30 protein-coding genes are annotated in these 25859 nt (G+C 71.2%); 3 read left to right on the forward strand and 27 right to left on the reverse strand.

Features of this window, described 5'->3' with window-relative positions:
* Window positions 1-16: 16 nt before the first annotated feature.
* The 6 genes from C7M71_RS11685 to glmS all read right to left on the reverse strand — a co-directional run bounded on the left by C7M71_RS11685 (window position 17) and on the right by glmS (window position 7844).
* The gene (locus C7M71_RS11685) at window positions 17-1507 is read right to left on the reverse strand and encodes an alpha/beta fold hydrolase (protein ID WP_114914329.1); all 1491 of its coding nucleotides are present in this window, start codon (window positions 1505-1507) and stop codon (window positions 17-19) included.
* Window positions 1508-1552: 45 nt separating this feature from the next.
* On the reverse strand, window positions 1553-2707 hold the full coding sequence (alr, locus tag C7M71_RS11690; RefSeq protein ID WP_111495190.1) for an alanine racemase: 1155 nt from the start codon (window positions 2705-2707) through the stop codon (window positions 1553-1555).
* A 155-nt stretch (window positions 2708-2862) separates the two neighbouring features.
* A complete protein-coding gene (locus C7M71_RS11695; protein ID WP_111495195.1) occupies window positions 2863-3585 on the reverse strand; it encodes a L,D-transpeptidase family protein in 723 nt (240 codons plus the stop codon).
* Between the two features lie 190 nt (window positions 3586-3775).
* A complete protein-coding gene (locus C7M71_RS11700) occupies window positions 3776-5398 on the reverse strand; it encodes an NAD(P)H-hydrate epimerase (RefSeq protein ID WP_114914330.1) in 1623 nt (540 codons plus the stop codon).
* A gap of 42 nt (window positions 5399-5440) precedes the next feature.
* Complete coding sequence (locus tag C7M71_RS11705; RefSeq protein ID WP_111489805.1) at window positions 5441-5809, reverse strand: holo-ACP synthase; 369 nt, start codon at window positions 5807-5809, stop codon at window positions 5441-5443.
* A 187-nt stretch (window positions 5810-5996) separates the two neighbouring features.
* The gene (gene glmS, locus C7M71_RS11710; RefSeq protein ID WP_111489812.1) at window positions 5997-7844 is read right to left on the reverse strand and encodes a glutamine--fructose-6-phosphate transaminase (isomerizing); all 1848 of its coding nucleotides are present in this window, start codon (window positions 7842-7844) and stop codon (window positions 5997-5999) included.
* A gap of 136 nt (window positions 7845-7980) precedes the next feature.
* On the opposite strand from glmS, the gene coaA reads away from it, so the two are divergent.
* Both coaA and C7M71_RS11720 read left to right on the forward strand, forming a co-directional pair.
* The gene (gene coaA, locus C7M71_RS11715; RefSeq protein ID WP_111489811.1) at window positions 7981-8976 is read left to right on the forward strand and encodes a type I pantothenate kinase; all 996 of its coding nucleotides are present in this window, start codon (window positions 7981-7983) and stop codon (window positions 8974-8976) included.
* An 81-nt stretch (window positions 8977-9057) separates the two neighbouring features.
* Window positions 9058-9315, forward strand: a complete 258-nt coding sequence (locus C7M71_RS11720; RefSeq protein WP_111489804.1) for a hypothetical protein — start codon at window positions 9058-9060, stop codon at window positions 9313-9315.
* A gap of 72 nt (window positions 9316-9387) precedes the next feature.
* Here the strand turns inward: C7M71_RS11720 and glmM are convergent, their stop codons facing one another.
* The 4 genes from glmM to C7M71_RS11740 all read right to left on the reverse strand — a co-directional run bounded on the left by glmM (window position 9388) and on the right by C7M71_RS11740 (window position 13845).
* Window positions 9388-10749, reverse strand: coding sequence for a phosphoglucosamine mutase (gene glmM, locus C7M71_RS11725; protein WP_111489803.1), 1362 nt, complete (start codon window positions 10747-10749; stop codon window positions 9388-9390).
* A 243-nt stretch (window positions 10750-10992) separates the two neighbouring features.
* Complete coding sequence (gene rpsI, locus C7M71_RS11730) at window positions 10993-11475, reverse strand: 30S ribosomal protein S9 (protein ID WP_111489802.1); 483 nt, start codon at window positions 11473-11475, stop codon at window positions 10993-10995.
* A gap of 46 nt (window positions 11476-11521) precedes the next feature.
* Window positions 11522-11965 carry a 50S ribosomal protein L13 gene (gene rplM, locus C7M71_RS11735; RefSeq protein ID WP_111489801.1) on the reverse strand — a complete coding sequence of 148 codons (444 nt, stop codon included), beginning with the start codon at window positions 11963-11965 and terminating at the stop codon, window positions 11522-11524.
* A 230-nt stretch (window positions 11966-12195) separates the two neighbouring features.
* Window positions 12196-13845, reverse strand: a complete 1650-nt coding sequence (locus C7M71_RS11740) for an ABC-F family ATP-binding cassette domain-containing protein (protein ID WP_111489800.1) — start codon at window positions 13843-13845, stop codon at window positions 12196-12198.
* 119 nt (window positions 13846-13964) lie between these two features.
* On the opposite strand from C7M71_RS11740, the gene C7M71_RS11745 reads away from it, so the two are divergent.
* Window positions 13965-15107, forward strand: a complete 1143-nt coding sequence (locus tag C7M71_RS11745) for a hypothetical protein (RefSeq protein WP_111489799.1) — start codon at window positions 13965-13967, stop codon at window positions 15105-15107.
* Here C7M71_RS11745 and truA read toward each other — a convergent pair.
* The 17 genes from truA to C7M71_RS11830 form a co-directional block, all read right to left on the reverse strand.
* Window positions 15088-16005: a tRNA pseudouridine(38-40) synthase TruA gene (gene truA / locus C7M71_RS11750; protein ID WP_175607668.1), complete on the reverse strand. Its 918-nt coding sequence runs from the start codon at window positions 16003-16005 to the stop codon at window positions 15088-15090. The two genes, C7M71_RS11745 and truA, sit on opposite strands and share 20 nt — an antisense overlap.
* 115 nt (window positions 16006-16120) lie before the next feature.
* Window positions 16121-16630: a 50S ribosomal protein L17 gene (rplQ, locus tag C7M71_RS11755; protein WP_111489798.1), complete on the reverse strand. Its 510-nt coding sequence runs from the start codon at window positions 16628-16630 to the stop codon at window positions 16121-16123.
* A gap of 119 nt (window positions 16631-16749) precedes the next feature.
* The gene (locus C7M71_RS11760; RefSeq protein WP_111489797.1) at window positions 16750-17772 is read right to left on the reverse strand and encodes a DNA-directed RNA polymerase subunit alpha; all 1023 of its coding nucleotides are present in this window, start codon (window positions 17770-17772) and stop codon (window positions 16750-16752) included.
* A 170-nt stretch (window positions 17773-17942) separates the two neighbouring features.
* On the reverse strand, window positions 17943-18350 hold the full coding sequence (rpsK, locus tag C7M71_RS11765) for a 30S ribosomal protein S11 (protein ID WP_037575384.1): 408 nt from the start codon (window positions 18348-18350) through the stop codon (window positions 17943-17945).
* 73 nt (window positions 18351-18423) lie between these two features.
* On the reverse strand, window positions 18424-18804 hold the full coding sequence (rpsM, locus tag C7M71_RS11770; protein WP_111489796.1) for a 30S ribosomal protein S13: 381 nt from the start codon (window positions 18802-18804) through the stop codon (window positions 18424-18426).
* A 167-nt stretch (window positions 18805-18971) separates the two neighbouring features.
* Window positions 18972-19085: a 50S ribosomal protein L36 gene (gene rpmJ, locus C7M71_RS11775; RefSeq protein ID WP_009740505.1), complete on the reverse strand. Its 114-nt coding sequence runs from the start codon at window positions 19083-19085 to the stop codon at window positions 18972-18974.
* Window positions 19086-19169: 84 nt separating this feature from the next.
* On the reverse strand, window positions 19170-19391 hold the full coding sequence (gene infA / locus C7M71_RS11780; RefSeq protein ID WP_014144336.1) for a translation initiation factor IF-1: 222 nt from the start codon (window positions 19389-19391) through the stop codon (window positions 19170-19172).
* 172 nt (window positions 19392-19563) lie between these two features.
* Window positions 19564-20397, reverse strand: a complete 834-nt coding sequence (gene map / locus C7M71_RS11785; RefSeq protein WP_111489795.1) for a type I methionyl aminopeptidase — start codon at window positions 20395-20397, stop codon at window positions 19564-19566.
* A 152-nt stretch (window positions 20398-20549) separates the two neighbouring features.
* Window positions 20550-21197 (reverse strand): adenylate kinase, encoded by a 648-nt coding sequence (locus tag C7M71_RS11790; RefSeq protein ID WP_111489794.1) that lies wholly within the window; start codon window positions 21195-21197, stop codon window positions 20550-20552.
* Complete coding sequence (secY, locus tag C7M71_RS11795) at window positions 21197-22510, reverse strand: preprotein translocase subunit SecY (RefSeq protein ID WP_111489793.1); 1314 nt, start codon at window positions 22508-22510, stop codon at window positions 21197-21199. Before secY ends, C7M71_RS11790 begins: the two co-directional genes overlap by 1 nt.
* 329 nt (window positions 22511-22839) lie before the next feature.
* On the reverse strand, window positions 22840-23292 hold the full coding sequence (gene rplO / locus C7M71_RS11800; RefSeq protein ID WP_111489792.1) for a 50S ribosomal protein L15: 453 nt from the start codon (window positions 23290-23292) through the stop codon (window positions 22840-22842).
* Between the two features lies 1 nt (window position 23293).
* Entirely contained in the window at window positions 23294-23476 is a 183-nt protein-coding gene (rpmD, locus tag C7M71_RS11805) for a 50S ribosomal protein L30 (RefSeq protein WP_030300409.1), read from the reverse strand.
* A complete protein-coding gene (gene rpsE / locus C7M71_RS11810) occupies window positions 23476-24087 on the reverse strand; it encodes a 30S ribosomal protein S5 (protein ID WP_111489791.1) in 612 nt (203 codons plus the stop codon). The genes rpmD and rpsE overlap by 1 nt, the downstream gene beginning before the upstream one ends.
* 45 nt (window positions 24088-24132) lie before the next feature.
* Window positions 24133-24516, reverse strand: coding sequence for a 50S ribosomal protein L18 (rplR, locus tag C7M71_RS11815; RefSeq protein ID WP_111489790.1), 384 nt, complete (start codon window positions 24514-24516; stop codon window positions 24133-24135).
* Window positions 24517-24519: 3 nt separating this feature from the next.
* Window positions 24520-25059 (reverse strand): 50S ribosomal protein L6, encoded by a 540-nt coding sequence (gene rplF / locus C7M71_RS11820; RefSeq protein ID WP_111489789.1) that lies wholly within the window; start codon window positions 25057-25059, stop codon window positions 24520-24522.
* A 22-nt stretch (window positions 25060-25081) separates the two neighbouring features.
* Window positions 25082-25489, reverse strand: coding sequence for a 30S ribosomal protein S8 (gene rpsH / locus C7M71_RS11825; protein WP_111489788.1), 408 nt, complete (start codon window positions 25487-25489; stop codon window positions 25082-25084).
* Between the two features lie 182 nt (window positions 25490-25671).
* Window positions 25672-25857, reverse strand: coding sequence for a type Z 30S ribosomal protein S14 (locus tag C7M71_RS11830; RefSeq protein WP_055585129.1), 186 nt, complete (start codon window positions 25855-25857; stop codon window positions 25672-25674).
* Window positions 25858-25859: the final 2 nt, after the last annotated feature.

Raw genomic sequence — 25859 nt, forward strand, 5'->3', positions numbered from 1 at the left:
TGCGGGTGTCCGGCTCTCAGGGTCGCATGCCGAGGTCGCCGGCGGACCCCTCCTCGCCGCAGTCGGGCAGGTCGGAGGGCAGGGCTCCGCAGCGGCGGGCGGCGCGCTCCAGCAGCGCCGCCAGGTGGTCGCCGACCAGTTCCGGGTGCTCCAGCATCACCAGGTGGCCCGCGTCGGGGACGAGTACCAGCTCGGCGCCGGGCAGCGCCTCGGCTATCGCCTCGCTGTGGCCGGGCGGGGTGAGCAGGTCCCGGGTACCGGCCAGCACCAGGGTGGGGATGCCGTCCATGGCGGCCAGCGCGGATGTCTTGTCGTGCAGGCCGAAGGCCGGGTAGAACTCGGCGACCACATCGATGGGGGTGGCCTCCAGCATCTGCTCGGCGAAGCGGGCGACCGCCGGATCGACCTCCCCGCTGCCGAAGGAGAACTTGCGGTACAGCACCGCCGTCAGCTCGCTGCCCGCCCGCCGGGTGGCCTCCACCAGCTCCACCTGGCGGCCCAGCACCCTGAGCACCCCCGGCGCGAACCGGTGCAGCACCTTGGCGCCGTAGGCGGGCAGCCCGAGGGTGACCTCACGCCAGTTGCCGGCGGTGGTGCCGATCAGGGCCACCCCCGCGACCCGGTCGCTGAAGTAGTCCGGGTCCTGGTCGGCCAGCGCCATGATCGTCATACCGCCCATGGAGTGGCCCACCAGCACCAGGGGCCCTTCGGGGGCCACGGCGTCCAGGACGGCCCGTAGGTCGCCGCCGAGCTGGTCGATGGTGGCGGCCTCGCCGGACTGGTACGAGTGGCCGCGCTCGGAGCGGCCGTGGCTGCGCTGGTCCCAGAAGACCAGGCGGGTGTCGTCCCGGAGCCGGGCGCGCTGGAAGTGCCAGCTGTCCTGGTTGAGGCAGTAGCCGTGGCAGAAGACCACGGTGAGCGGTGCGGTCCCGCCCAGGGCGGCGCCGGGCGTGCCGTCGGCGCCGGTGGGGGCGGTGGCCGGACAGGCCGGCATCCGCTGCTGCGGGCGGCGGCGGCCGAACCAGCCGCGCCGTATCAGGGCGTCGTCCGGGTCCTCGCCGGGCGGCTCGGCGAAGGCGGCGGCTGAGGCGGGGTCTGAGGCGGAGGCGACGGGGTTTGAAGCGGGGTCGCAGTCCGGTGCCGGGTCCATCGCTGCGGTATCCCGGCCGGGCCGGGCGAGGCCGTCGAGTTCCACATAGAGCCGGGTGCCGTCCTCGGCGGCGATCTGGCGGGAGACCCCGCGCAGCGAGCCGAACGGCGCGGCGGCGTCCAGTTCGGCGCGGGCGCGCAGCCGCATCGTCCGGCCGACGGTGAGCCGTTCCAGGGCGACCCCGGCGGCGGCGCCCGCCGCGACCACGCCCACCGAGAGGCCGAAGACGCCCGCCCGGCGACCGGCCCTGAGCAGCCGGCCGTCCACGGTCGCCCCGGCGACCTCGCCGACCGCCTGGACCGCCCGGGCCGCGGACTCGGCCGCCCCGGCCGCCGCGCGGCCCGCCTCGCCGCTCATCCCTGGGCCTCGGTTGCCTCGGTAGTCATAGCAGAGGGTGACCTCCTACCCGCGGGCCTCGGCACCGGCCCACCCGTGCAGATGCCTACGCGGAACTCTTACCCCGATCCTGGTGACGATCTCGTAGGAGATCGTCCCGCAGGCCCGCGCCCAGTCCTCGGCGGTGGGCTCACCACGGTCCCCGGGGCCGAAGAGCACTGCCTCGTCACCGACCTCGGCGCGGTCTCCGCCCAGGTCCACCACGAACTGGTCCATCGCGACCCGTCCGGCCACCGTACGCCACTTTCCGGCCACCTGGACCGGGCCGCCGTTGCTCGCATGGCGCGGGATGCCGTCGGCGTAGCCGAGCGGCACCAGGGCCAGGGTGGTCTCGCCGGGGGTGGTGTAGTGGTGCCCGTAGCTGACGCCATGGCCGCCGGGCACCCGCTTGACCGAGGCCAGCCGCGCTTCCAGGGTCATCACCGGGCGGAGCCCGAAGTCGGCCGGGGAGCCCACCTCGGGGACCGGCGACAGCCCGTACATCGCCAGCCCCGGCCGGACCAGGTCGTAGTGCGACTCGGGCAGCAGCAGGGTGGCGGGCGAGTTCGCCAGATGGCGCACCTCGGGGGCGGCGCCCTGGGACTCGGCGTGGGCCAGGGCGTCCCGGAAGGCGGTCAACTGGGCCTGGATCGAGGGGTGGCCGGGCTCGTCGGCGGCGGCGAAGTGGGACCAGATCCCGGCGATCCGCAGCTGCCCGGCGGCCTCGGCGCGGCGGGCGGCGGCGACCAGGTCGGGCCAGTCGTGCGGCTGGCAGCCGTTGCGTCCCAGGCCGGTGTCGGCCTTGAGGTGGACCCGCGCCGGTACGCCGGTCGCGTCGACGGCGGCCAGCAGCTCCTCCAGCGCCCAGCGGGCGCTGAGGGAGATGTCCACGTCGGCGTGGAGCGCCTCGGCCCAGGGGCCGCCGGGCGTCCACAGCCAGCAGAGCACCCGGGCCTGGTCGGGGCCGATCCCGGCGGCCCGCAGCGCCAACGCCTCCTCGGGGGTGGCGGTGCCGAGCCAGGTCGCGCCCGCCAGCAGGGCCTCGCGGGCGCAGGGCACCATGCCGTGGCCGTAGGCGTCCGCCTTGACCACGGCCATCACCGCGGATCGGCCCGTGCGGGCCCGCAGGGATTCGACATTGGCCCGCAGCGCCGCCAGGTCCACGGTCGCTTCGGCACGCATCGCTGTTCTCATCGCCTGCAAGTCTCCCAGAACCCTCGGATACGGCCTGCCCGGAGTGGGTGCGGCAACGCAGAGCGCCCGCCCTGGATCCGGCCCGGGCGGGCGCTGCGCGGCCTCTCCGCGACGGCCTGGTGCGGCCTGCGGCCTGGCGGCGGTCAGGTGCCGGGGCGCTTGCCCCAGACGTAGACGTAGTCGTGCAGCTTGAGGACGCCCCACAGGCGCTTGGCGTCGCTGTTGGTCATATTGACGCAGCCGTGCGAGCCGGGCGGCGTGGAGATCGGGATGGAGACCCCGTGGAAAGCCTGCCCGCCGTCGAAGAACTGGCTGTACGGCATGGCGACGTTGTACAGCGTCGACCAGTGGTCCTTGTTCCGCCAGTAGACCCGCTTGAGGCCGGGGCGGGTCTCATAGCCGTCGCGCCCGGAGCGGATCTTCACCGGGCTGTAGACCACCTTCTTGCCGTTCTGCACCCAGAGCAGTTGGCGCTTGAGGTCCACGCAGGCGATCCGGCCCCTGTTGGTGGGGCATGTGCCGGCCGCGTTGGGGTTCGCACTGGCCTTCAGCTGCTGGATCTTGCTCCAGGTGACCGGGCCCGCGTAGCCGATGTGCGGGGTGATCCCATATCTGACCTGGAACTTCTGGATCGCCCGGCAGTCCTTCGCGGACTGCCTGCCGTCCGCCTTGAGCTTGAGGTAGGACTCCACCTGGCGCTGGTACGGACCGGTCTTGCCGGTACAGGACGAGGCCGCCTGGGCCTCACCCCCGACCACGAAGAGCGACACCGGGGCCACCAGGCCCACGGTGGCGAGCGCCACCCCGGTCCGCCGCCCGAGGGCCGCCGCGCGTGGACGCCACCCTGGTATCCGCTGGTGCTGCATGCTCCGCCTCCCCTGCGCGCCCGTCGACGACGCGACGCGCCTCACCCCCTGAGGGCCTGCGGGTACCCACCCGCACATCAGGTACGACCATCGGATCGGCCGCTGCGGTTGCATGTGTTACGGAGACGTGATCCAGCCGATGGGCCGGAACCAGCCACCACGGGAGACTGCCTGCGGGTCAGCCCGGGGGTCAGCCGGCGGCGCGCACGCTCCGCCAGGCGGCCCGGACCGCCGCCGCGACCTCCAGGGCGGTGACCGGCGCACCCTGCGGCTCCGCACCGGCCACCGGGACGGTGCCGGAGCGGCCGGCGGCGGCCGTACGGGCGGCCAGGCCGTGCAGATAGGCGGCGGCGGAGGCGGCGTCCACCGGGGCCAGCCCGGCGGCGAGCAGCGACCCGGTGATACCCGAGAGCACATCGCCGCTCCCGGCCGTGGCCAGCCAGGGAGTCCCGGTCGGATTCACCCGCACGGGGGTACCGCCGGCCACCGGGAAGGACGGCCACTCCCGGTACCGGGCGGAGTGCACCCGCGCCGACTCGGCCGGGGCGGGCACCACCACCGTGGTCGACCCCTTGAGCAGCACCACCGCCCCGTACGCCTCGGCGAGCCGCACGGCGTGCCGCAGCCGGGCATGCGCCACCTCCTCGGCGGGCTCACCCCGGTGCACGGCGGCCAGCAGCCGCGTCGCCTCGCCCGCGTGCGGGGTCAGCAGCACGGGCGCCCGGCGGCCCTCCAGGGCGACCGGGCCGCGCTGCGCCAGCAGGGTCAGCCCGTCCGCGTCCACCAGCACCGGGACGTCGTCGGCCAGCGCCTCGTCCAGCGCCCGGTGCGCCTCCGGCCCGTCCCCCAGCCCCGGGCCCACCACCCAGGCCTGCACCCGCCCGGTCTGCGCCGGGCCGCCGGAGGTCACCAGCGTCTCCGGGAAGCGCCGCACCACCTCCTCGGCCGCACTGCCCGCGTACCGCACCGCGCCCGCGCCGCCGTGCAGCGCCCCCGCCACCGCCAGCACGGCCGCCCCCGGATAGCGCGCGGAACCCGCCGCCACCCCCAGCACGCCCCGCCGGTACTTGTCGCTCTCCGCCGTGGGCACCGGCAGCAGCGCCGCCAGATCGGCATGCTGCAACGCCTCGACGGCCGCCCGGCCCCCCGGCCGCCCCTCGCCCAGCTCGGGCCCCAGCCCGATGTCCACCAGCCGCACCACGCCCGCGTACTCCGCGCCCGGGTCCACCAGCAGCCCCGGCTTGTGGGTGCCGAAGGTGACCGTCACATCGGCCCGTACGGCGGCCCCGTGCACCTCCCCCGTGTCCGCGTCGACCCCGCTCGGCAGGTCGACGGCCACCACCAGCGCCCCGCCCCGCTCCCGCGCCCGCTGCGCCGCCGCCGCGAACGGCACCGCCTCCGGACGCAGCCCGCCCTGGCCGCCGATGCCGACGATCCCGTCCAGCACCAGATCGGCCCGCTCGATCCGCTGCTCCCCCTCCCCCCTGCCGTGCACCACCGTGCCACCGGCCGCCCGCAGCGCCGCCAGCCCGCCCCGGTGCGCCTTCTCCGGCGTCAGCAGCACCGCCGCCACCCCGGCGCCGCGCCGGGCCAGCCGGGCGCCGGCATACAGCGCGTCACCCCCGTTGTCCCCGCTGCCGGCCAGCACCACCACCCTGCTGCCGTACACACTGCCCCGCAGGTCCGACAACGCCCTCGCACAGGTCGCCGCCAGCCCCGCCGCCGCCCGCTGCATCAGCGCGCCCTGCGGCAGCCGCGCCATCAGCGCCGCCTCCGCCGCCCGCACCCGCTCGACCGTGTGCGCGTACCGCATCCGAGCCTCCCTCAGCGACTCTCCGCCGGACGCCGAGCAGAGTCACCCCTCGGCGATCACCACCGCCGACGCTACGCCCGCGTCATGGCTGAGCGACACATGCCAGGCCGTCACCCCGAGCTCCGCAGCGCGGGCGGCCACCGTGCCCGCCACCTTGAGCACCGGTCGCCCGGACGGCTCGCTGTGCACCTCGGCGTCCAGCCAGTTGAGTCCGGACGGCGCCCCCAGCGCCTTGGCCAGCGCCTCCTTGGCGGCGAACCGCACCGCCAGCGAGGCCGTGGAGCGCCGCTCCCCCGACGGCAGCCAGAGCTCGGCCCCGGTGAAGAGCCGCTCGGCCATCCTCGGGGTGCGCTCCAGCGACTCTCCGAAGCGGTCGATCGCCGCGACGTCGATGCCCACGCCTATGATCATCCGCCCGCTCCTTCCCGCGGCGGCATCCGCCGTCCGCGCCCTTCTGGACCACAGCATTCCGCACCGGGCGACCGTGCGCGCGCACCGAAGGGGTCCGAACCGGAGGCGCGCACGCCGAAAGGCCGGGCCGCCCAGCGGGGCGGCCCGGCCTACGCCGTGCCATCGAACGGGTGAACGAAGCGGGTGGCTACTCCACCGTGACCGACTTGGCGAGGTTGCGCGGCTGGTCCACCTCATGGCCCTTGGCGGTCGCCAGCTCGCAGGCGAAGACCTGGAGCGGCACCGTGGAGACCAGCGGCTGGAGCAGCGTCGGGGCGACCGGGATGCGGATCAGGTGGTCGGCGTACGGGGCCACCGCCTCGTCGCCCTCCTCCGCGATCACGATGGTGCGGGCGCCACGGGCGCGGATCTCCTGGATATTGGAGACGATCTTGTCGTGCAGCACCGAGCGGCCGCGCGGCGAGGGCACCACCACGACCACCGGCAGGCCCGGCTCGATCAGCGCGATCGGGCCGTGCTTCAGCTCGCCGGCCGCGAACCCCTCGGCGTGCATGTACGCCAGCTCCTTGAGCTTGAGTGCGCCCTCCAGCGCCACCGGGTAGCCCACGTGGCGGCCGAGGAAGAGCACCGAGGAGGCGCCCGCCAGCGAGCGGGCCAGCTCCCGCACCGGCTCCATGGTGCCCAGCACCTGCTGCACCTGCCGGGGGGCGTCGGCCAGCTGCCGGATCACCTCGTTGATCTCGTCGCCCCACTTGGTGCCGCGCACCTGGCCCAGGTAGAGGGCGACCAGGTAGCAGGCGACCAGCTGGGTCAGGAACGCCTTGGTGGAGGCCACCGCGACCTCGGGCCCGGCGTGCGTGTAGAGCACCGCGTCGGACTCACGGGGGATGGTCGACCCGTTGGTGTTGCAGATGGCCAGCACCTTGGCGCCCTGCTCGCGGGCGTGCCGCAGCGCCATCAGGGTGTCCATGGTCTCGCCGGACTGCGAGATGGCGATGACCAGGGTCTGCTGGTCCAGGATCGGGTCGCGGTAGCGGAACTCGCTGGCCAGCTCCACCTCGCAGGGCACCCGGGTCCAGTGCTCGATGGCGTACTTGGCGATCATGCCCGCGTGGAAGGCGGTGCCGCAGGCCACGATCACGACCTTGTCGACCGCGCGCAGCACCCGGTCCTCGATGCGCACCTCGTCCAGGGTGAGGCGCCCGTCGGTGCCGATCCGGCCGAGCAGGGTGTCGGCGACCGCCTTGGGCTGCTCGGCGATCTCCTTGAGCATGAAGTAGTCGTAGCCGCCCTTCTCGGCGGCGGAGGCGTCCCAGTCCACGTGGTACTCGCGGATCTCGGCCGGGGCGCCGTCGAAGTCGGTCACGGTGACCGAGTCGGCGCGCAGCTCCACGACCTGGTCCTGGCCGAGCTCGACCGCCTCCCGGGTGTGGGCGATGAAGGCGGCGACATCGGAGGCGAGGAAGTTCTCGCCCTCGCCGCGGCCGACCACCAGCGGGGAGTTGCGGCGGGCGCCGACCACCACGCCGGGCGCGTCCGCGTGCACGGCCACCAGCGTGAAGGCGCCGTCCAGACGGCGGCAGACCCGGCGCATCGCCTCGGCCAGGTCGCCCTCGTACTCCTCGGCGAGCAGGTGCGCCACGACCTCGGTGTCGGTCTCCGAGCGCAACTGGTGGCCGCGCTCGGCGATTTCGGCGCGCAGCGCGGCGAAGTTCTCGATGATGCCGTTGTGGACCACCGCGACCCGGCCCGCATCGTCCAGGTGGGGGTGGGCGTTGGCGTCCGTGGGACCGCCATGGGTGGCCCAGCGGGTGTGGCCGATGCCGGTGGCGCCGCCGGGCAGCGGGCTGTCCGCGAGGGACTTCTCCAGGTTGGCGAGCTTGCCCGCCCGCTTGTCGACGGCCAGTGAGCCGTCGCTCTCGGTCTGCACGGCGACACCCGCCGAGTCGTACCCGCGATACTCCAGTCTCTTCAGACCCGCGATCACTACGTCAAGCGCGGGCTGCCCGCCCACGTAACCAACAATTCCGCACATGAGCGCCAGCATAAGGTGCGCCCGGCATACCGGTACGACTGATCACACCGGACTGTCGGCCACCCGGGCGCCCCCAGAGTGACGGAACCCACACGGACCGCAGGCAACCGCACGGCCCACAATGGACCACGTGCTGATGACCGATGCCCGCGTGCAGAGCGCGCCGGCGCCCTCCCCGACCCCGTACGTGGACCTCGACCGCGCGCAGTGGAGCGCGCTGCGGGACCGCACCCCGCTGCCGCTCACCGCGGCGGAGGTGGAACGGCTGCGCGGCCTCGGCGACGCCATGGACCTCGACGAGGTGGTCGACGTCTACCTGCCGCTCTCCCGGCTGCTCAACCTCTACATCCACGCCACCCGGGAGCTGCGCGGCGCCGTCGGCACCTTCCTGGACACGCCCAAGTTCATGGGCGGGCCGGACACCGAGGCCGCCCGCACCCCGTTTGTGATCGGCGTGGCGGGCTCGGTCGCGGTCGGCAAGTCCACCACGGCGCGGCTGCTCCAGGCGCTGCTGGCGCGCTGGCCCGAGCACCCCAGCGTGGAACTGGTCACCACCGACGGCTTTCTGCTGCCCAACGCGGAGCTGCGGCGGCGCGGTCTGATGGCCCGCAAGGGCTTCCCCGAGTCCTACGACCGCCGGGCGCTCACCCGCTTCGTCGCCGACGTCAAGGCGGGCAAGGACGAGGTGACGGCACCGGTCTACTCGCACCTGGTGTACGACATCGTGCCGGGCGAGCGGCTGACGGTGCGCCGCCCCGACATCCTGATCGTGGAAGGGCTGAATGTGCTCCAGCCCGCCCTGCCCGGCAAGGACGGCCGCACCCGGCTCGCGGTCTCCGACTACTTCGACTTCTCCATCTATGTGGACGCCCGCACCGACGACATCGAGAACTGGTACCTCTCCCGCTTCCGCAAGCTGCGGCAGACGGCATTCCAGGACCCATCGTCCTACTTCCGGCGTTTCACCGATGTGCCGGAGGAGGAGGCCCTGGAGTACGGGCGCACGGTCTGGCGCACCATCAACCGGCCCAACCTGCTGGAGAACGTGCTGCCCACCCGGGGCCGGGCCACCCTGGTCCTCCAGAAGGGCCCGGACCACAAGGTGCGCCGGGCCCGGCTGCGCAAGCTCTGAGCCACCTTCGGCCGCCTATTTCCCCGGATATCCGGGAGTGCAGGCGCCGACAACCGCTCCGGGGTCGGAGGGGCCGTGCGGATGACCTCACTGCGGGTCGCCCCGGCGCTGCCGGCGCCGGCCCTCCGGGCCGCCCGTACCGCACCGCTGCTGGCCGGCGGCTTGGCGCCGCTGCCCGACCGCTGGTCGCCGTTCCCGGCTTCGGGCGCCGCCGACTGGCCGCCGGTCCACCGGTGGTGGGCGAGGGCCGGTCTGGCGGCGGGGGCGGTGTGCCTGGCGGCGCTCGGCGAGTCGACGGGCCGTCTGCGGCGGCCTCGCGCCAGGCTTCGCGGGCGCTGACCCGGCTGAACCGGGCGTACCGCGTGGGAGGGCCGGTCGCGCGGGCCCTCCCACGACGGCGTCCGGTCGGGGTCAGCCCAGGTGGGTGCGGACCGCGTCGGCCAGCCGCTCGGCGACGGCCTGCGCCTGTCCGGCCTCGGCGGCCTCGACCATGACCCGCACCAGCGGCTCGGTGCCCGACGGGCGCAGCAGCACCCGCCCGGTGGAGCCCAGCTCGGCCTCGGCGGCGGCGACGGCGGCGGCCAGCTCCTCGCTGGAGCGCACCCGGCTGCGGTCCACGCCCTTGACGTTGATCAGCACCTGCGGCAGCCGGGTCATCACCGAGGCCAGGTCGGCGAGCGGCTGCTTGGTGGCGGCGACCCGGGCGGCCAGCATCAAGCCGGTGAGGGTGCCGTCGCCGGTGGTGGCGTGGTCCAGCAGGATGACATGGCCGGACTGCTCGCCGCCGAGCGAGTAGCCGTTCTCCTTCATCGACTCCAGCACATAGCGGTCGCCGACGGCGGTCTGCACGAGGTCGATGGACTCGCGCTCCATCGCCAGCTTGAAGCCCAGGTTGGACATCACGGTGCCGACCACGGTGTTCTTCCGCAGCGTGCCGGCCTCGCGCATGCCGATGGCCAGGATGGCGAGGATCTGGTCACCGTCGACCTCATTGCCCCCCGCGTCCACCGCCAGGCAGCGGTCGGCGTCGCCGTCGTGGGCCAGGCCCAGGTCGGCGCGGTGGTCCAGCACGGCGGTGCGCAGCTTCTCGATGTGGGTGGAGCCGACGCCGTCGTTGATGTTGAGGCCGTCGGGCTCGGCGCCCAGGGTGTGGACGACCTCGGCACCGGCCCGCGCGAACGCCTCGGGCGAGATCCTGGCGGCGGCGCCGTGGGCGCCGTCGATGACGACCCTCAGCCCGTCCAGCCGGTTGGGGAGCACGGCCACCAGGTGGGCGATGTACTGGTCGAAGCCCTCGTCGTAGGAGCGGACCCGGCCGACCGCCGCGCCGGTGGGCCGCTGCCAGGAGCCGTCGGCGGCGTGGCTCCGGTACTGCTCCTCGATGGCGTCCTCGATCTCGTCGGCGAGCTTGTGCCCGCCACGGGCGAGGAACTTGATGCCGTTGTCCGGCATCGGGTTGTGGCTGGCGGACAGCATCACGCCGAGGTCCGCACCGAGGGCGCCGGTGAGGTACGCCACCGCAGGGGTCGGCAGCACGCCGACTCGCAGCACGTCCACCCCGGAGCTGGCCAGGCCCGCGATGACGGCCGCCTCCAGGAACTCGCCCGAGGCCCGGGGGTCGCGGCCGACCACCGCGACCGGCCGGTGGCCCTCGAAGGCCCCGGCGTCACCGAGCACATGCGCGGCGGCCACCGACAGTCCCAGGGCCAGTTCGGCCGTGAGGTCCGCATTGGCGACGCCACGTACGCCGTCCGTGCCGAAGAGTCGTCCCACTGATCCATCCTCCGTGGCTTGTCGCCGTGCGGAAGCGCCCTCCGGACCGGCGGCGCACGCTGCTGGTCAGCGTGCCCGCACCCGGGTTCCGCATACCGTACGACTACTCCATTGGGCGTCGTGCCGCGCCCGACGCTGCTGCTCAGGTGCTCAGGATGCACGACGCCCCGGGGGCGGGAGCCCCCGGGGCATCGGCGCCGAAGCGGAAGCCGAAGCTTCTGCTCAGAGCTTTCTGTACTGCTGTTACCGCTTGCTGTACTGGGGCGCCTTGCGGGCCTTCTTCAGACCGGCCTTCTTACGCTCGACGGCGCGGTCGTCGCGGGTCAGGAAGCCGGCCTTCTTCAGCGGGCCGCGGTTGTTGTCCACGTCCGCCTCGTTCAGCGCGCGGGCCACGCCGAGGCGCAGCGCGCCGGCCTGGCCGGAGACGCCGCCGCCGCTGATGCGGGCGACCACGTCGTAGCGGCCGTCGATCTCAAGAACCTTGAAGGGCTCGTTGACGATCTGCTGGTGCACCTTGTTGGGGAAGTACTCCTCAAGGGTGCGACCGTTGATCTTCCACACACCGGTGCCGGGGACGATGCGCACGCGGGCGATCGCCTCCTTGCGGCGGCCGAGGCCGACGCCCGGAAGGGCCTCGCCGAAGCGGGAGGCCAGCGACTCGGTGGTGTAGTTCTCCTCGACGGTCTCGTCGACCTCAAGGGGGGTCTCGATGGCAGTCTCGGCCACGGTGATCCTCAGCTCCTGCTACTCAGTTGGGGGTTGGTGGCCGGAATTACTGCGCGACCTGGGTGATCTCGAACGGCACCGGCTGCTGGGCAGCGTGCGGGTGCTGGTCGCCCGAGTACACCTTGAGCTTGGAGAGCATCTGACGGCCGAGGGAGTTCTTCGGCAGCATGCCCTTGATGGCCTTCTCGACGGCCTTCTCCGGAGTCTTGTCCAGGAGGTCGCCATAGCGCACCGAGCGGAGACCGCCCGGGTAGCCGGAGTGGCGGTAGGCCAGCTTCTGCTCCCGCTTGTTGCCGGAGAGGTGCACCTTGTCGGCGTTGATGATGATGACGAAGTCACCAGTGTCAACGTGCGGCGCGTACACCGGCTTGTGCTTACCCCGGAGGAGAGTTGCAGCCTGGGTTGCCAGGCGGCCCAGCACGACGTCGGTCGCGTCGATGACGTGCCACTGACGCTGGACGTCGCCGGGCTTAGGGCTGTACGTACGCACGGTCGTAGCCTTCGCTTTTCAGTGAGTGTGTCCTGACAGGGCCACCCGGACGATCACGATCAGCCTGGACGCACCACCCTGGACGCAACAGGGTGGGCCCGCTGGTCATCGGCCCGGTGAACCGGCGTACCGACCTCTCACCGTGAGATAGAGCGAGCCAATACGCACAACAAGGACGCAGAATACCGGTCGGGACCCGGACGGGTCAAAACGACCCGTCCGGTGGAGGGTCAGCGTTCCCGGGAGACCCGTTGCTCGTCCCAGACCGGCTCCGGCACCTCCCGTACCCGCCCGTCCTGCCCGAAGACCAGGAACCGGTCGAAGGAGCGGGCGAACCAGCGGTCATGGGTGACGCAGAGCACCGTCCCGTCGAACGCCTCCAGCCCCTCCTGCAACGCCTCCGCGCTCTCCAGGTCCAGGTTGTCGGTGGGCTCGTCCAGCAGCAGCGCGGTCACCCCGGACAGCTCCAGCCGCAGGATCATCAGCCGGGCCTGCTGCCCGCCCGACAGCGACTCGAACCGCTGGTCGGCCTGGCCGTGCAGCTCATAGCGGCGCAGCGCGGACATCGCCCGGCCCCGGTCCCTGGCGTGCTCGGTCTCCAGGATCTCGCACGGGGTGCGGCCCAGCAGCTCCGGATGGGCGTGCGTCTGCCGGAAGTGCCCGGGGACCACCCGGGCGCCCAGCTTCCACTCACCGCCGTGCCGGACCGTGCCGTCACCGGCCAGCAGCCGCAGGAAGTGCGACTTGCCGGAGCCGTTGGAGCCCAGCACCGCGACCCGCTCGCCGTAGAAGACCTCCAGGTCGAAGGGTTTCATCAGCCCGGTCAGCTCCAGCCCCGCGCAGGTGACCGCGCGGACCCCGGTACGGCCGCCCTTCAGCCGCATGGAGATCTGCTGCTCGCGCGGCGGCACCTCCGGCGGACCGGCCTCCTCGAACTTCCGCAGCCGGGTCTGCGCCGCCTGGTAGCGGGAGGCCAGGCCGTCGTTGAAGGCCGCCTTGGTCTTGAGCGTGTTCACCAGCTGCTTGAGCTTGGCGTGCTCCTCGTCCCAGCGGCGCCGCAGCTCCTCCAGCCGGGCGAAGCGCTCCTTGCGGGCCTGGTGGTAGGAGGCGAAGCCCTCGCCGTGCACCCAGACCCGGCTGCCCGCCGGGCCCGGCTCGACGCTGATGATCTTGCTTGCGGTACGGGCCAGCAGCTCCCGGTCGTGCGAGACATAGAGGACCGTCTTGCCGGTGGCCCGCAGCTGCTCCTCCAGCCACCGCTTGCCGGGGACGTCCAGATAGTTGTCCGGCTCGTCCAGCAGCAGCACCTCGTCCGGGCCGCGCAGCAGGGCCTCCAGCACCAGCCGCTTCTGCTCGCCGCCGGAGAGGGTGCCCAGCCCCCGCCACTGGGCCCGCTCGAAGGGGACGCCCAGGGCGGCGGTGGTGCAGACGTCCCAGTCGGTCTCGTACTCATAGCCCCCGGCGTCCGCCCAGTCGGCCAGCGCCTGGGCGTAGCCGAGCTGGGCCGGCTCGTCGTCCTGCGCCATCATCGCCAGCTCGGCCGCGTCCACCGCCCGGGCGGCGGTCCTGATCCTCGGCGGGGCGACGGAGACCAGCAGGTCCCGTACGGAGGCGTCGGCGGGCAGCGCATGCCCGTCGGTGCCCCGGCCGGTGGTGCCCACGAACTGCCGCATCACCCCCAGGCCGCCGCCGACCGTGACGGTGCCGCCGTGCGGCTGCGCATCGCCCGCCAGCAGCCGCAGCAGGGTGGTCTTGCCCGCTCCGTTGGCGCCGACCAGCGCCACCGCGGCACCCTCCCCCACCCGGAAGGAGACATCGTTGAACAGCACCCGCCCATCCGGCAGGTAGTACTCCAGGTGCGAGATCTCGACGTGTCCCATGGCATCGGATTGTCCGCTGCCGACGCCGCTCCGCCCAACCGCTTTTCCGCCGGTCGTCGGCCGTTTGTCGAGGACCTGCCCATGGGAGGGCCAAAGCGCATGCCCTAGGATTCAGGCCCATGAGCGATGGGTGGGGAGCTGCCCCGGGACCGGGCGGGCAGCAGCCGCAGGACGGGCAGCCGGCGGGTCAGCAGGGACAGCCGCAGGGCGGCGGGCGGCGGCGCAAGCCGCAGCAGGGCGGCGGCCCGCAGGCGTCCACCCCTGCCGGGACGACCCCTCAGGGCCTGCCGCAGCGCGCGGTCCCCGGCCAGCAGCCGTACGGTCAGGCCCAGCCGCCGTTCCCACCCCAGTCCGCCGGCCAGCCCGGCGGCTACGGCTATCCGCAGCAGCAGGGCTATCCCCAGCAGCCCAACCCGTACGCCGCGTCCCCGCAGTACAACGCGCCCGGTTCGCTGCCCCGCAACCCCCAGGAGCCCGACTGGGCCGCGCTGGCCGAGCGGAACGACGCCGCCGCCCGCCGGAAGAAGCGGCTGCTGATGGTCGGCGGCGGCGTGCTGGCCGCCGTCGTGGCCGGCGGGGTCACGGCGACCGCGCTGGGCGTCTTCGGCTCCCAGGACAAGGACGGGGTGGCGGCCCCCTCCCCCGTCCCGTCCGCCGTCTCCACCTCCGCCGCGCCGAGCCCCTCCCCCACGCCGCCGCCCCCGCCGCCGGTGGACCCGCTGGAGATCATCGGCAGCAAGGAGAAGGACACCGCCCCGCTCAACGTCAACACCCTCTTCCCCGACGCCAGGCTCTCCATCGACGGCCACACCTACGACCGGGACGGCCGCCCGCACGCCACCGCCAACTGCGCCAAGGCCGGATCGGGCGGCCTGGGCGAGGTACTGGCCCGCAACAAGTGCCGGGCCGTCTACCGCGCCACCTATGTCTCCCAGGGCATCGCGGTGACCGTCGGCATCGTGGAGTTCGACACCCCCGAGCAGTCGCAGGCCACGGTCAAGCAGGCCACCGGCAACATCTACTCGCTGTACCGGACCATCAGGCCGTTCTGCCGAGGCGTCTACTGCCGCTCGACCGCCAACTCGGCCGGCCGCTACGCGTACTTCACCATCGGCGGCTTCACCGACGGCAAGCCGGTGGCCAAGAACGACAAGGCCGTGAAGCAGGCCACCCGGGACATCGACAGGCTGGCCCGCAACACCCTGCTCCAGCGCGGCCGGGTGACAGCCGCCCAGCCTGTGGTCACCGTCCCGGCGGACTGACCGGCACCCCCGGGAGGGTGCGCATCCGGCGGGCGGTGCGGTTCCGCTCCAGCAGCAGCTCATCGGCCGGGTAGCCGACCTCCTCCAGGGTCAGGCCGTGCGGGCGCACCACATTCACCGCGGAGTTGCGCACCCGTCCGGCCAGCACCTCCCCGGGGAAGCCCACCGGCCTCCGCCCGTCGCCCACCAGCAGCATCGCCCCGACCAGGGCGCGCACCATGTTGTGGCAGAAGGCATCGGCCCGCACCGTCGCCACCACCAGCCCGGTGCCGTCCCCATGGGCCATGGCGTCGGCGGTGGTGCGCTCCCACTCCAGCTCCAGCAGGGTGCGTACGGTGGTGGCGCCCTCCCGCTTCTTGCAGTACGCGGCGAAGTCGTGCTCGCCCAGCAGCAGCCTGGCCGCCTCGTTCATGGCGGCGACGTCCAGCGGCCGGTCGTGCCAGAGCACATGCCCGCGCCGCAGCGGGTCCACCCCGCCCGGGTGGTCGCTGACCCGGTAGGCGTACCGGCGCCAGATCGCCGCGAAGCGCGCGTCGAAGCCGTGCGGCGCCTCGCCCAGCGACCAGACCCGGACATCCGCCGGCAGCCGCCCGGCCAGTCGGCGGCCCAGCTTCTCCCGGTGCGCGGCCCACAGCTCGGCGGGCAGGTCCACATGGGCGACCTGACCGCGTGCGTGCACCCCGGCGTCGGTGCGGCCGGCCACCGTCAGCTCCACCGGCAGGCCGGTGCGGAGCACGGTGCGCAGGGCCTCCTCCAGCTCACCCTGCACGGTCCGCCGGCCGGGCTGCCGCGCCCAGCCGGAGAACTCCGCCCCGTCGTACGCCAGGTCCAGCCGGACCCGTACCGACCCCTCGGCGGGACCGTCCAGCACCGGCCTCTCGGCGCACTCGTCAACCACAGCTCGAACCTCCCCTGACACGGCCCTGATACGGCCCTGATACGGCCCTGATACGGCGGAGAGGCCCGCTCCCCCCTGACGGGGAGAACGGGCCTCGGGAACCCTGGAAGCGGGCTCAGGCGTCCTTGGACTCCTCGGCCGGGGCCTCGGCGGCCTCGGTCTCGGCAGCGTCGGCCGCGGGGGCCTCGGTGGCCTTGGCCTCGTCGGCCTCCTTGACGGCCCGCTTGGTGGCGGCCTCGGCCTCGCCGACGGCGTTCTGCGCGACGGTGAGGGCCTCCACCAGCTCGATCACGGCCATCGGGGCGTTGTCGCCGCGACGGGGACCGATCTTGGTGATGCGGGTGTAACCGCCGGGGCGGTTCTCGTAGCGCGGCGCGATCTCGGTGAAGAGGGTGTGCAGCACCGACACGTCGGTGATGGTCTGACGCACCAGGCGACGGTTGTGCAGGTCGCCCTTCTTCGCCTTGGTGATCAGCTTCTCCGCCACCGGGCGCAGGCGGCGGGCCTTGGCCTCGGTGGTGGTGATGCGGCCGTACTGGAACAGCTCGCGGGCCAGACCGGCCAGCAGCAGGCGCTCGTGCGACGGACCGCCGCCGAGGCGGGCTCCCTTGGTGGGACGCGGCATGGGGATTCTCTCCTCATATCTCCTGCTCCGGCCGTGTCAGGTACCGGAGAGGGCCTGCGGGCACGGTGCCCGCAGGACTTGGCTCTACAGGGGTACTACTCAGTACTGCCCGGGACTGCTCAGTACTGCTCGGTCTCCGCGTAGCCGGAGTCGTCCAGGTCGTCGGCGCCGAACGCGTCGGCAGCGGCGGTCGGGTCGAATCCGGGCGGGCTGTCCTTGAGGGCCAGGCCCATGCCGGCCAGCTTCGCCTTGACCTCGTCGATCGACTTCGCACCGAAGTTGCGGATGTCGAGCAGGTCGGCCTCCGAGCGGGCGACGAGCTCACCCACGGTGTGGATGCCCTCGCGCTTGAGGCAGTTGTAGGAGCGGACGGTCAGCTCCAGCTCCTCGATCGGCAGTGCCAGATCGGCGGCCAGGGCGGCGTCCGTGGGGGACGGGCCCATGTCGATGCCCTCGGCGTCGACATTCAGCTCGCGGGCGAGACCGAACAGCTCGACCAGGGTCTTGCCGGCCGAGGCCATGGCGTCACGGGGGCGCATGGCGGGCTTGGTCTCGACGTCGACGATCAGCTTGTCGAAGTCGGTGCGCTGCTCGACACGGGTCGCCTCGACCTTGTAGGTGACCTTGAGCACCGGCGAGTAGATCGAGTCGACCGGGATACGGCCGATCTCCTGGCCGGACTGCTTGTTCTGCACGGCGGAGACATAGCCGCGACCGCGCTCGACGGTCAGCTCCATCTCCAGCTTGCCCTTGCCGTTGAGCGTGGCCAGGACCAGGTCGGGGTTGTGCACCTCGACACCGGCCGGCGGCGCGATGTCGGCGGCGGTGACCACACCCGGGCCCTGCTTGCGCAGGTACATCACGACCGGCTCGTCGTGCTCCGAGGAGACGACCAGCTGCTTGATGTTGAGGATGAGGTCGGTGACGTCCTCCTTGACCCCCGGCACGGTGGTGAACTCGTGCAGGACGCCGTCGATCCGGATGGAGGTGACAGCGGCACCCGGGATCGAGGAGAGGAGCGTGCGGCGGAGCGAGTTGCCGAGGGTGTAGCCGAAGCCCGGCTCCAGCGGCTCGATCACAAACCGGGAGCGGAATTCGTCGACGACCTCTTCGGTCAACGAGGGGCGCTGAGCGATCAGCATGAGAGGTGTTCCTCCAGTTGTCTTCGGCACCCGCTATTTGATGCCGATGGACTCAAGCGTACGGGCTCCCGGGTGAACGGGAGCCCGCACGAGGTCAAGCAGGTCCGCGAGCCCGCCGGACGCGTCGGCGTCGGGCCAGGAGCGCCCGGCGGGCTCGCGGGGGAAAAGCGTCAGACGCGGCGGCGCTTGGGGGGGCGGCAGCCGTTGTGCGGGGTGGGGGTGACGTCCTGGATCGAGCCCACCTCCAGGCCGGTGGCCTGGAGCGAGCGGATCGCGGTCTCACGGCCGGAGCCGGGGCCCTTGACGAAGACGTCGACCTTGCGCATGCCGTGCTCCTGGGCGCGGCGGGCAGCGGCCTCGGCAGCCATCTGGGCGGCGAACGGGGTGGACTTGCGGGACCCCTTGAAGCCGACGTGGCCGGCGGACGCCCACGAGATCACGTTGCCGGTCGGGTCGGTGATCGAGACGATCGTGTTGTTGAACGTGCTCTTGATGTGGGCGTGCCCGTGAGCGACGTTCTTCTTCTCCTTGCGGCGCACCTTCTTGGCGCCCGCAGCCTGACGGCCCTTCGGAGGCATAAGTCTGAATCTCCTGATGAGGTGGTCGGTCCGCTACCCGCGGGCCGGAGGGAAGTCCGGTTCTGGGAGCGGACTACTTCTTGCCCGGCTTCTTCTTGCCGGCGATGGCGCGACGCGGACCCTTGCGGGTACGGGCGTTGGTGTGGGTGCGCTGGCCGTGGACCGGGAGGCCGCGGCGGTGACGCAGACCCTCGTAGCAGCCGATCTCGACCTTGCGGCGGATGTCGGCCTGGACCTCGCGGCGGAGGTCGCCCTCGATCTTGTAGTTGGCCTCGATCCAGTCGCGGAGCTTGACCAGGTCGTCCTCGGCGATGTCGCGGACGCGGACGTCCGGGTTCACACCGGTCTCGGCCAGGGTCTGCTGGGCGCGGGTACGGCCGATGCCGTAGATGTAGGTGAGGGCGATCTCGATCCGCTTCTCGCGGGGGAGGTCGACGCCGACAAGGCGTGCCATGAATTGGCTCCTGTGCTTTTTCGGAGGTTTGGCGCGATGCCGTGTTCCACCGCTCACGCGGGGGACCCCGGCCTCCGCCGGGGGTGGCGCCCCCTTGCGGGGGCGGGCATCACGTGGGAAAAATTCGCGTCGCGCGAAGAGTTACGACTTGTGCCGCAGGGGGATGATCAGCCCTGACGCTGCTTGTGGCGCAGGTTCTCGCAGATCACCATGACCCGGCCGTGGCGGCGGATCACCTTGCACTTGTCGCAGATCTTCTTGACGCTCGGCTTGACCTTCATGGGATTCAGGTTCTCCGGGTCGTGCGCCACGAGAGGGCCGCACTGCTTGCAGTACGGCCATCACAGCGCGAGATCTGTCGGGTGTTACTTGTAGCGGTAGACGATGCGACCGCGGGTGAGGTCGTACGGGCTGAGCTCGACGACAACACGGTCGTCCGGGAGGATACGGATGTAGTGCATCCGCATCTTGCCGCTGATGTGCGCGAGGACCTTGTGCCCGTTCTGGAGCTCCACCTTGAACATCGCGTTCGGCAGAGACTCGATGACGGTGCCCTCGATCTCGATGGCCCCTTGCTTCTTGGGCATAAGGTTCGCTGATCGCCTTCCGGGCTCGACTACCGTAATGCTCGACTACCGTGATACTTCACTACCATGATCGGCTGATCCGGACCCGGGCACGCCGAAGCCAGAATGAGCCGACGCGTCAGTCTACTTCAGCGGGCAATCAAACGCGAAACCGACCCCACCTCCGCCCGGCTCAGCCCAGCGGGTCTGGAGCGGCGGTGATCCCCAGCTCGGCCAGCTTCGCCCGGCCGCCGTCGAAGGCGGTGAGCACCAGCGGGCCCTGCTCGGTCAGCGCCACCGAGTGCTCCCAGTGGGCGGCCCAGGTAGAGTCATTGGTCTTCACCGTCCACTCGTCCTCCAGGACGTGGGTGTGCGGCGTGCCGAGGCTGACCATGGGCTCGATGGCGATGCAGAAGCCGGGCACCAGCTTGGGCCCGCGACCTCGGCCGCGGTCCACGTAGTTCAGCAGGTGCGGGTCCATGTGCATGGCCGTGCCGATGCCATGGCCGCCGTAGTCCTCGATGATCCCGTACTTGCCCTTGGGCGGCAGCGGCTGGCGGCGGATGGTGGACTCGATGGCGCGGCTGACGTCCTGCAACCGGTTGCCCTTCTTCACCGCCGCGATACCGGCCCACATCGACGCCTCGGTGACCCGGCTGAGCTCGTGCAGCTCCGGGCCGTGGCCCTCGCCGACCAGCACGGTGATCGCGGCATCGCCGTGCCAGCCGTCGACGATCGCCCCGCAGTCGATGGAGATCAGGTCGCCCGACTTCAGCTCCAGGTCGCCGGGGATGCCATGCACCACCACATCGTTCACCGAGGCACAGATGGTGCCGGTGAAGCCGTGGTAGCCGAGGAAGTTCGAGGTGGCGCCGTGGTCGGCGATCACCTTGGCGGCGATCGCGTCCAGCTCCCCGGTGGTGGCCCCCGGAACGGCCCCCTCCCGGCACGCCTTGAGCGCCTCGGCGACGACCAGCCCGGCCTCACGCATCTTGGCGATCTGCTCGGGGGTCTTGATCTCTACCATGCGCTCTCGCCTTCCCAGCACCACTGCGCGTTCTCCATATAAGCCGTCCCGCCGTTTCCCCTCCACGGTACGGCCTCGGCGGGCCGGTACACACGGGGGCCGTGGCTGCCCCTTGCGGCGCTGCCACGGCCCGGCGTGTGCGACTGCCTCTGCTATCCGCGGAGCGCCTCGATGGCGCGCTCCGTCACCTCGGACACCTTGCCCAGCGCCGGGATGGTCACCAGCAGGCCCTGGTCGGCGTAGTAGCCGATGATGGGCTCGGTCTTGGTGTGGTACTCCTCCAGGCGGACCCGGACGGCCTCTTCGGTGTCGTCCGTGCGCTGGTACAGCTCGCCGCCGCACTCGTCGCAGACGCCCGGGGTGGCCGGCTGGTTGTAGTCCACGTGGAAGACATGGCTGCCGTTGTTGCGGCAGAGCCGGCGTCCGGCGATCCGCCGGACGACCTCGTCCTCGGAGACCTCCAGGTCGAGCACGCCGTCCAGCGCTATGCCGTTCTCGGCAAGGATCTCGTCCAGCGCCTTGGCCTGGCCGAGGTTGCGCGGGAAGCCGTCCAGCAGGAACCCTTTGGCGGCGTCCGGCTGCATCATCCGGTCCTTGGCCATCCCGATGGTGATCTCGTCCGGTACCAGCTTGCCTGCGTCCATGTACGCCTTGGCCTCAAGCCCCAGCGGGGTGCTCTGGCTGATGTTGGCGCGGAACAGGTCTCCGGTAGAGATGTGCGGGATCGAGAGGGTCTTGGCCAGGAGGTGGGCCTGAGTCCCCTTCCCAGCGCCTGGCGGTCCGACGAGGACGATTCGCATCAGCGGAGGAACCCTTCGTAGTTACGCTGCTGGAGCTGGCTCTCGATCTGCTTGACAGTTTCGAGGCCGACACCGACGACGATGAGGATGCTGGTGCCGCCGAACGGGAAGTTCTGGTTGGCCTTGAACGCCACCAGAGCGATCATCGGGATCAGCGCGATGACGCCCAGATAGAGGGAACCCGGCCAGGTGATCCTGGTGAGGACATAGTTCAGGTACTCCGCCGTGGGGCGGCCGGCCCGGATACCCGGGATGAAACCACCATACTTCTTCATGTTGTCGGCGACTTCCTCGGGGTTGAAGGAGATCGCGACGTAGAAGAAGGCGAAGAAGACGATCAGGATGAAGTAGATCGCCATGTAAATCGGGTGGTCACCGCGGACGAAGTTCTCCCGGACCCAGACCGCCCAGCCGGCGTTGCTTCCGGTCAGCTGGACCACCAGCGACGGGATGTAGAGCAGCGACGAGGCGAAGATGACGGGGATCACACCCGCCTGGTTCACCTTGAGCGGGATGTAGGTGGACGTACCGCCGAAGGCGCGGCGTCCGATCATGCGCTTGGCGTACTGCACCGGAATCCGGCGCTGGGCCTGCTCGACGAAGATGACCAGCGCGACCACGACCAGGCCGATGGCGATGACGCTGAGGAACTCCACCCAGCCGCCGCCGATCTTGCCCTGAAGCTTGATCGCCCAGAGCGAGGTCGGGAAGCCGGCCGCGATCGAGGTGAAGATCAGGATGGACATGCCGTTGCCGATGCCCCGGTCGGTGATGAGCTCGCCCAGCCACATGATCACGGTGGTGCCGGCGGTCATCGTGATGACCATGACCGCGACCCGGAAGACCGAGGTGTCCGGGACGATCAGGTGGCCGACCGAGCAGCCGCTGAAGAGGGCGCCGCTGGAGGCCGTCGCGACGATGCCGGTGCCCTGGAGCACGGCGAGCGCGATGGTCAGGTACCGGGTGTACTGGGTGATCTTCGCGGTACCGGCCTGACCCTCCTTCTTCAGCGCCTCAAGCCGTGGGATCACCACGGTGAGCAGCTGAAGGATGATCGAGGCGGTGATGTACGGCATGATGCCGAGGGCGAAGATGGTCAGCTGGAGCAGCGCGCCACCGCTGAACAGGTTCACCAGGCCGAAGAGGCCCTGGGTGCCCTTGCTCTCGTCGATGCAGGTCTGGACGTTCTGGAAGCTGACTCCGGGGATCGGGACATGTGCCCCGAGCCGGAACAGCACCATGATGCCCAGCGTGAACAGCAGCTTCTTGCGCAGGTCGGGCGTCTTGAACGCCCGCGCGAACGCACTGAGCACGGTGCCTCCTGCGCCTCCCGCGCGTCGTCGGCGGAAGGGTCGGTCCTGATGGGGTTGACGCGGGCCGGTGGGACCCTGTGTGGAGCGCGGCCCCTGCGATGCTGCCCGGGCGAACCTGAGGCAGTGCACAAGGTGACCTCAGGGACTCTAACAGTGCTCGGCCACCTGGCTGAAGCCATTGCAGGCGCCAATGGCTCGTTCGCCTCGGATTGGAGCAAGGAATGCCCCCGGTTGCGCGGCGATCGGCCTGCGCCGAGGGCGTCGACATGCAGCGGGCCCCGTCGTCCCCCAGAGGGGGACGACGGGGCCCGCCGTCGTCGGAGCCGGGCTCAGATGAGCTCGGTGACGGTGCCGCCGGCAGCGGCGATCTTCTCCTTGGCGGCGCCGGAGACGGCGTCCACCGTCACCTGGAGCGCCACCGAGATCTCGCCGGTGCCGAGCACCTTGACGAGCTGGTTCTTGCGAACCGCGCCCTTGGCCACCAGGTCGGCCACGGTGACCTCGCCACCCTGCGGGTAGAGAGCCGCGAGCTTGTCCAGGTTGACCACCTGGAACTCGACCTTGAACGGGTTCTTGAAGCCCTTCAGCTTCGGCAGGCGCATGTGGAGGGGCATCTGGCCACCCTCGAAGCGCTGCGGAACCTGGTAGCGGGCCTTGGTGCCCTTGGTGCCACGACCAGCGGTCTTACCCTTGGACGCCTCACCACGACCCACGCGGGTCTTGGCGGTCTTGGCGCCCGGGGCGGGCCGCAGGTTGTGGATCTTGATCGGGTTGTCGCCCATGTCAGTCCACCTCCTCGACCGTGACGAGGTGACGCACGGTCTGGGCCATCCCGCGGATCTCGGGACGGTCCTCCTTCACGACCACATCGTGCATGCGCTTGAGACCCAGCGAGCGCAGCGTCTCGCGGTGGTTCTGCTTGCTGCCGATGTAGGACTTGGTCTGCGTGATCTTCAGGCGAGCCATCAGGCACTCGCCCCCGCAGCGCGCGCCCGCAGCAGTGCGGCGGGAGCCACGTCCTCAAGCGGCAGCCCACGGCGGGCGGCGATCTCCTCGGGGCGGACGAGCCCCTTCAGAGCCGCCACCGTGGCGTGCACGATGTTGATCGCGTTGTCGGAGCCGAGCGACTTCGACAGGATGTCGTGGACGCCGGCGCACTCCAGAACGGCGCGCACCGGGCCACCGGCGATAACGCCGGTACCGGGGGAAGCCGGCTTCAGCAGCACGACGCCCGCGGCCTTCTCACCCTGGATCGGGTGCGGGATGGTGCCCTGGATACGGGGGACCTTGAAGAAGTGCTTCTTGGCCTCCTCAACACCCTTGGCGATGGCGGCCGGCACCTCCTTGGCCTTGCCGTAGCCGACACCCACGGTGCCGTCACCGTCGCCCACCACGACCAGCGCGGTGAAGCTGAAGCGACGACCACCCTTGACTACCTTGGCGACGCGGTTGATCGCGACGACACGCTCCACGTAGGCGGTCTTCTCGGCGGCCTGGCCACCGTCCCGACCGTCCCGCTTACGGTCACGCCGCTCGCCGCCACCGGCGCCGCCACCGCGGCGCTGGGGTCCAGCCATTGGAATTACCTCTCTCGTTTACGTCCGCTGCTTGCGACGAACGGCTCAGAAGTCGAGCCCGGCCTCACGGGCCGCGTCCGCCAGGGCCGCGATGCGGCCGGCGTAGCGGTTGCCCGCGCGGTCGAAGACGACCTGCTCGATACCGGCGGCCTTGGCACGCTCGGCGACCAGTGCGCCGACCTGCTTGGCCTGGTCGGTCTTGTCGCCCTCGTTGCCGCGGATCGACACGTCGAGGGTGGACGCCGAGGCCAGCGTGTGGCCCTTGGCGTCGTCGATGACCTGCGCGACCATGTGCCGGTTCGAGCGGGTCACGACGAGGCGCGGACGCACCTCGCTGCCGACGACGCGCTTGCGAACGCGGATGGCACGGCGCTTGCGGGCGGCACCCTTGTAGGCGTTGCCCTTGCCGATCTTCACACCGACTGCCATGGCTTACTTACCAGCCTTTCCGACCTTGCGGCGGATGACCTCGCCTGCGTACTTGACGCCCTTGGCCTTGTACGGGTCGGGCTTACGCAGCTTGCGGATCTTCGCGGCGACCTCGCCGACCTTCTGCTTGTCGATGCCGTCCACGTGGAACTTGGTGGGCGACTCGACCTGGAAGGAGATGCCGTCGGGGGCATCGACCAGGATCGGGTGGCTGTAGCCCAGGGAGAACTCCATCGAGGAGCCCTTCGCGGCCACGCGGTAACCGACACCGCTGATTTCGAGCGACTTGCGGTAGCCCGCGGTCACGCCGGTGATCATGTTCGCCACCAGCGTGCGAGTCAGGCCGTGCAGGGCCTTCGACTGACGCTCGTCGTTCGGACGCGAGACGACCAGGCTGCCGTCCTCGCCCTTGCCGATCTCGATCGGCGCAGCGACGGTGTGGGAGAGGGAACCCTTGGGGCCCTTCACCGAGACCGTCCGGCCATCGATGGTGACGTCCACGCCGGCGGGAACCGAGATGGGCAGCCGTCCAATACGCGACATGGCTATACCTCCGTTTCCCGAGTTACCAGACGTAGGCGAGGACTTCCCCGCCCACACCCTTCTTGGCGGCCTGCTGGCCGGTCAGGAGGCCCTGGGACGTCGAGATGATCGCGACACCCAGGCCGCCGAGGACCTTCGGCAGGTTGGTGGACTTTGCGTAGACCCGCAGGCCCGGCTTGCTGATGCGCTTGATACCGGCGATCGAGCGCTCACGGTTGGGGCCGAACTTGAGCTCGATGGTCAGCTTCTTGCCGACCTCGTTCTCCTGCGGCTCCTCGACCTTCCAGCCGGAGATGTAACCCTCCTGCTGGAGGATCTCGGCGATGTGGGCCTTGATCTTGCTCGCCGGCATCGCCACGCTGTCGTGGTAAGCCGAGTTCGCGTTCCGCAGACGCGTCAGCATGTCTGCGATCGGGTCGGTCATGGTCATGATGGCCTTAGGCCTCTCTCACCGCGGTTTCCGACAGCGCGCTACGGCCCCGAAAGGGCACACCAGGCGCGGCAGGGACCTGCGGTGTAGTAAGACAATTCCGGGCAGCAGGGGCCCGGCCCCACCACCTTACGGGACTGTGCAACACAGCCCCAAAACGAGGTGGGACCGGACCCTGGGTGCTACCAGGAACTCTTGGTCACGCCCGGCAGCTCGCCGCGGTGCGCCATCTCACGAAGGCACACACGGCAGAGGCCGAACTTGCGGTACACGGAGTGCGGGCGGCCACAGCGCTGGCAGCGGGTGTAGCCACGGACGCCGAACTTCGGCTTGCGCTCCGACTTCGCGATGAGGGACTTCTTCGCCACGG

The sequence above is a fragment of the Peterkaempfera bronchialis genome (assembly GCF_003258605.2).
Taxonomy (GTDB): Bacteria; Actinomycetota; Actinomycetes; order Streptomycetales; family Streptomycetaceae; genus Peterkaempfera; species Peterkaempfera bronchialis.